The organism is Dietzia sp. SYD-A1 (assembly GCF_015356725.1).
In the GTDB taxonomy this organism is placed as follows: Bacteria; Actinomycetota; Actinomycetes; order Mycobacteriales; family Mycobacteriaceae; genus Dietzia.
In genome coordinates this window covers 1-5,636 of sequence record NZ_JADDKI010000147.1, presented here as the reverse complement: position 1 = coordinate 5,636, position 5,636 = coordinate 1, and the positions used below count along the sequence as shown (strand labels likewise).

At 70.0% G+C, this 5,636-nt stretch carries 5 protein-coding genes; all 5 read right to left on the bottom strand.

Annotation, left to right across the window (positions count from 1 at the left end):
* Positions 1-669, bottom strand: a 669-nt coding sequence (locus IY392_RS06905) for a pitrilysin family protein (RefSeq protein WP_194860839.1), incomplete at its 3' end; no start/stop codon positions are given.
* 97 nt (positions 670-766) lie between these two features.
* Positions 767-3,034, bottom strand: coding sequence for a polyribonucleotide nucleotidyltransferase (locus IY392_RS06900; RefSeq protein WP_107756608.1), 2,268 nt, complete (start codon positions 3,032-3,034; stop codon positions 767-769).
* Between the two features lie 337 nt (positions 3,035-3,371).
* The gene (gene rpsO, locus IY392_RS06895) at positions 3,372-3,641 is read right to left on the bottom strand and encodes a 30S ribosomal protein S15 (protein ID WP_017836938.1); all 270 of its coding nucleotides are present in this window, start codon (positions 3,639-3,641) and stop codon (positions 3,372-3,374) included.
* A gap of 112 nt (positions 3,642-3,753) precedes the next feature.
* On the bottom strand, positions 3,754-4,731 hold the full coding sequence (locus tag IY392_RS06890) for a bifunctional riboflavin kinase/FAD synthetase (RefSeq protein WP_107756609.1): 978 nt from the start codon (positions 4,729-4,731) through the stop codon (positions 3,754-3,756).
* A gap of 23 nt (positions 4,732-4,754) precedes the next feature.
* The gene (gene truB, locus IY392_RS06885; protein ID WP_309234024.1) at positions 4,755-5,615 is read right to left on the bottom strand and encodes a tRNA pseudouridine(55) synthase TruB; all 861 of its coding nucleotides are present in this window, start codon (positions 5,613-5,615) and stop codon (positions 4,755-4,757) included.
* Between the last annotated feature and the right edge of the window lie 21 nt (positions 5,616-5,636).

The window sequence follows — 5,636 nt, the reverse complement described above, 5'->3', positions numbered from 1 at the left end:
CGCGGACGCCGCGCTGTCCGGGCCGCCGGCGATCACGGCGGCCAGCGGTCCGTCGGCGATGCGGCGGACCAGGTCCTCGTGGTCGACGCGCCCCGCCGCGGCGACCACGACATCACCCGCACGGAGCACCCTCCGGTGAAAGGACTGCAGCGTGTCGGCGTCCAGAGCCGTCACCGACTCCTCGGTACCGATGATCGGTCGGGCCAACGGGTCGTCACCCAGAACGGCCTCCGTGACCAGTTCACAGGCGAGATCCTCCGGGTCGTCGGCCCGGCCCGCGAGCTCGTCGAGCACCACGTCCCGCTCGATCTCCACGTCCTCCGCCGCACAGGACCCGTTCGCCACCACGTCGACCAGCACGTCGACCGCCGTCCCCAGGCCCTCGGCCGGGACGTGCACGTGATAGCAGGTGTGCTCGCGGCCGGTGTAGGCGTTGAGGTCCCCCCCGAGAAGATCGATCCGCTCGGAGAGTTCCCTGCCCGATGTCGTGGTCGTCCGCTTGAACAAGACGTGTTCGAGGAAGTGCGCGGCGCCGTGCTCCCCGGGCGCCTCGTGCGCGGATCCCGCCGCGATCCACACCCCGACCGCCGCCGTGTGGCACCACGGGAGGTCCTCGGTGACGACACGTAGCCCGGGGATCGATCTGTCCACTCTGATCGTGGGGTCCACGGCGGCTCTCCCTTCCAGCGATGCGAGGCACGCACCCCGGGATCAGGGGTGCGTGCCTCGCTGGGTGCCGGGGTGCGCGAGCGACCCCGGCGGTGGATCAGTTGTCGTCGCCCTCGGCGTCAGCCGACGCCTCGGACGCGGCGGACTCGTCGCCCACCGGCACGAGGCTGATCTTGCCGCGGTTGTCGATGTCCGCGATCTCGACCTGCATCTTGTCGCCGACGTTCACGACGTCCTCGACCTTGCCGACGCGCTTACCCTGGCCGAGCTTCGAGATGTGCACCAGACCGTCGCGGCCGGGCAGCAGCGACAGGAAGGCGCCGAACGGGGCGGTCTTGACGACCGTTCCGAGGAACCGCTCGCCGACCTTGGGCAGCTGCGGGTTGGCGATGGCGTTGATCTTGTCGATGGCGGCCTGGGCCGACTCCCCGTCGGTGGCCCCGATGTAGACGGTGCCGTCGTCCTCGATCGAGACGGACGCACCGGTCTCCTCGGTGATCGAGTTGATCATCTTGCCCTTGGGGCCGATCACCTCGCCGATCTTGTCGACCGGGACCTTGATCGCGATGATGCGGGGCGCGAACGGGCTCAGCTCGTCGGGCTCGTCGATCGCCTCGGCCATCACGTCGAGGATGGTCAGGCGGGCCTCCCGGGCCTGGGTGAGCGCGCCGGCCAGGACCTCGGACGGGATGCCGTCGAGCTTGGTGTCGAGCTGCAGCGCGGTGACGAACATACCCGTGCCCGCGACCTTGAAGTCCATGTCGCCGAACGCGTCCTCGGCACCGAGGATGTCGGTGAGGGCGACGTAGCGGGTCTCCCCGTCGACCTCGTCGGAGACGAGCCCCATCGCGATCCCCGCCACCGGCGCCCTCAGCGGGACACCGGCGTTGAGCAGGGACAGGGTGGAGGCGCAGACGGAGCCCATCGAGGTGGATCCGTTGGAGCTCAGCGCCTCCGACACCTGGCGGATGGCATACGGGAACTCCTCGACGCTGGGGAGCACCGGCACGAGCGCACGCTCCGCGAGGGCTCCGTGGCCGATCTCGCGACGCTTGGGAGAGCCCACCCGGCCGGTCTCACCGGTGGAGTACGGCGGGAAGTTGTAGTGGTGCATGTAGCGCTTGCTGGTCTCCGGACCGAGCGAGTCGATCTGCTGGGCCATCTTGACCATGTCCAGGGTGGTGACGCCGAGGATCTGTGTCTCACCGCGCTCGAACAGGGCGGAACCGTGGGCCCGCGGGATGACCTCCACCTCGGCGGACAGTGCGCGGATGTCCCTGACACCGCGTCCGTCGATACGGAAGTGGTCGGTGAGGATACGCTTCCGGACGATCTTCTTGGTGAGCGACTTGAACGCGGCACCCAGCTCCCCGACACGCCCGGAGAACCGCTCCTCCAGCGACGCCAGGACCTCGGCCTTGAGCTGATCGGTCGCGCCGTCGCGCTCCTGCTTGTCGGCGATCGACATGATCTCGCCGAGCTTGGCCTCGGCCACCTCGGTGACCGCGGCGAGCGCATCCTCCTGGTACGGCGGGAAGAGGGGGAACTCACGGGCTTCGGCGGGTGCCGCGGTCGCCAGTGCCTGCTGTGCGGCACACAACTCGGAGATGAACGGTTTGGCCGCCTCGAGGCCCTGCGCCACCACGTCCTCGGTGGGCGCCTGTGCGCCTCCCGCGATCTTCTCGATGACGGTCTCGGTGGCCTCGGCCTCGACCATCATGATGGCGACGTCGGCGCTGTCACCGGAGCCCACGACTCGACCGGCGACGACCATGTCGAAGACCGCCTCGGAGAGCTGCTCGACGGTCGGGAAGGCGACCCACTGCCCCTCGGGGCGGGCGGCGGTGGGGATCAGGGCGATCCGCACGCCACCGACCGGTCCCGAGAACGGGAGGCCGGACAGCTGCGTGGAGGCCGATGCGGCGTTGATCGCCACGACGTCGTAGAGGTCCTTGGGGTCCAGGCTCATGACGGTCACGACGACCTGGACCTCGTTGCGGACGCCGTCCGCGAAGGTGGGACGCAGCGGGCGGTCGATGAGGCGGCACGTGAGGATGGCGTCGGTGCTGGGCCGGCCCTCGCGGCGGAAGAACGAACCCGGGATGCGCCCTGCGGCGTACATCCGCTCCTCGACGTCCACCGTCAGGGGGAAGAAGTCGAAATGCTCCTTGGGATGCTTTCCCGCCGTCGTGGCGGACAGCAGCATGGTGTCGTCGTCGAGGTACGCGACGACCGCCCCGGCGGCCTGCTTGGCAAGGCGTCCGGTCTCGAATCGCACCTCTCGGCGACCGAAGTCGCCGTTGTCGATGGTCGCGACGGTCTCGAAGACCCCGTCTTCGACCTCGACGGCCGTGATCTCTGGCATGTGTAGTCCTGTTCTGTCGGTGACTGGGGCCTCACGGCGGAGACGTCTCCGCCGGGCCCGCCGGATCACGCGTCAGGGCGTCCCGGTGGCGATTCCGGTCTTCGATCGAAGCGGTCGGAACCGGTGCCCCCTCCCGGGGCACCCGTCGTTCCGGCAGCCACTACCGAGGACCGTCAATCGGACCTGTCGACACCCGGTACGCGCGCACCGGCCGTGATCAGGCTACCAGTGGCAACTCCCCCGGGTCATCGCTGACACTCCCGGCACCGCCCCCGCACAGCACTGTTCCCCGCCCTCGACGAGGACGGGGAACAGTGGACGTGCGGGCGGTGCCGGCTCAGCGACGCAGGCCGAGGCGCTCGATGAGCGAGCGGTAGCGCGCGATGTCGACCTTCGCGATGTACTTGAGGAGGCGACGACGACGGCCCACCATCAGGAGGAGGCCGCGACGGGAGTGGTGGTCGTGCTGGTGGGTCTTGAGGTGCTCGGTCAGCTGGCTGATCCGCTTGGTGAGCAGCGCGACCTGGGCCTCGGGCGAACCGGTGTCCGTCTCGTGGATGCCGTACTCGGCCAGGACGGCCTTCTTCTCTTCGGTGCTCAACGCCATGGGTGACTCCTGGTTGTTCCAGTCCGCGAAAATGAATGGCCCCGCCGCCGCGGACCGCAGGAGGGCCGGGAGAAGACGTTACCAGCGCTCGGACCCGACACCCCAATCGGCGTCAGCGGCGCGCGGTCCCCACATCGAGGACGACTCTGGTCCTGGCGACGTCACGGTCCATCGCCACCAGCAGTTCGTCGACCGAGGAGAACTTCTCCATATCGCGGACGTGGTCCACGAAGTCGACGGCGGCCACACGTCCGTAGAGGTCCGCCGACTCGTCGAGCACGAACGCCTCGACACTCCGCGCCGCCTCCCCGAAGGTCGGGTTGGTGCCCACGGAGATCGCGGCGGGGTAGCGCCGGCCGGGGAGGATCGTCCCGTCGACGTCGTGCTCGTCGAGGAGGGTGAACCACCCGGCGTAGACGCCGTCGACGGGCACGGCCGTGTACTCCGGCAGGTCCAGGTTCGCCGTCGGGTACCCCAGGTCGCGTCCCCCGCGTCCGGCCCCGTGCACGACGGTCCCGGACACGCGGTGGGGACGACCGAGGATCGTCGCCGCGCCGGCCACGTCCGACTCCGCGAGCAGTCGACGTACCCGGGAGGAGGAGACCGGTTCCCCACCGAGTTCCAGCAGGTCCATCACGCGAACGTCGATCCCCCGCTCGGAGCACAGCTCACGCAGCGTCTCCGGGGTCCCCGCGGCTCGTCGACCGAAGGAGAAATTGTTCCCCACGGTGACGGAGCGACTCCGCAATCCCCGGACCAGAACGCGGTCGATGAACTCCTCGGGGTCCCACGAGGCCATGCCGGTATCGAAGGGCAGGGCGAAGACCGCGTCGACACCGAGTTCGCCGGCCAGTTCCGCGCGTCGTTCGAGCGGTGTCAGGACCAGGGGATGGGTGCCGGGTCGGATGACCTCGACCGGGTGCGGATCGAACGTCACCAACACCGGGCTCGCGCCCGACTCCCGCCCGGCCGCCACCGCGTGGTCCACCAGGCTCCGGTGCCCCCGGTGGAGTCCGTCGAACACCCCGAGTGCGACGGAGGTCCCGCCGTCGGGGATCACGATCTCGTCGAACGTCCGCCACAGCTGCACGGCGACCACCTTACGCCCGGGCCTCACAGGCCCGCCGGTCGCATGACGACGACCGGAGCGGCGCGATTGCCGGACTCGGAGACCAGGGCGGCGACCCGTCCGTCCGGACCCACGGCCGCGACCACCCCGTCGTCACCCCTGGCCTGCAGCCACCGCCCGTGTCGCAGTCCCTCCGCCTCGTCCGCGTCGATGTCGCGGCGGGGGAAGGCGGTCAACGCGGCGGTGTCGAGGTCCAGGGACAACCGCGGATCCTCCTCGAGTTCTCCGAGTGTGCGGGCGACATCCAGGCCGAACGGTCCCACGCACGTACGGCGCAGCGCGGTGAGATGTCCCCCCACCTCGAGCGCGGCGCCGAGGTCGCGGGCCAGTGCGCGGATGTAGGTGCCGGTGGAGCAGTCGACGACGACGACGAGGTCCACCACCGCTCCGGCAGGGATCCGCTCGACGATCTCGAACCGCGACACCGTGACGGTCCGCGCGTCGAGCCGGACGTCCTCGCCGGCCCGGACCCGGTCGTAGGCCCGTCGGCCGGCCACCTTGATCGCGCTCACCGAGGACGGCACCTGCTCGATCTCGCCGGTGAGTGCCGCGACCGCGGAGTCGATCGCCTCGTCGGTCACCGTCGAGGCGTCGACCCGCGCCGTGGTCTCGCCCTCAGCGTCGTCGGTGGTGGTGGATTCCCCGAGTCGGATCGTGGCCCGATAGGACTTGGTCTCCAGCGCGAGCAGCCCCAGGAGCTTGGTGGCGCGTTCTATTCCCACCACCAGGACGCCGGTGGCCATCGGGTCGAGCGTTCCGGCGTGCCCCACCTTGCGCGTTCCGAAGTACCGGCGCAGGCGCCCGACGACGTCGTGACTGGTCATGCCGGCCGGTTTGTCGACCACGACGAGTCCGGGGGCGGGAGC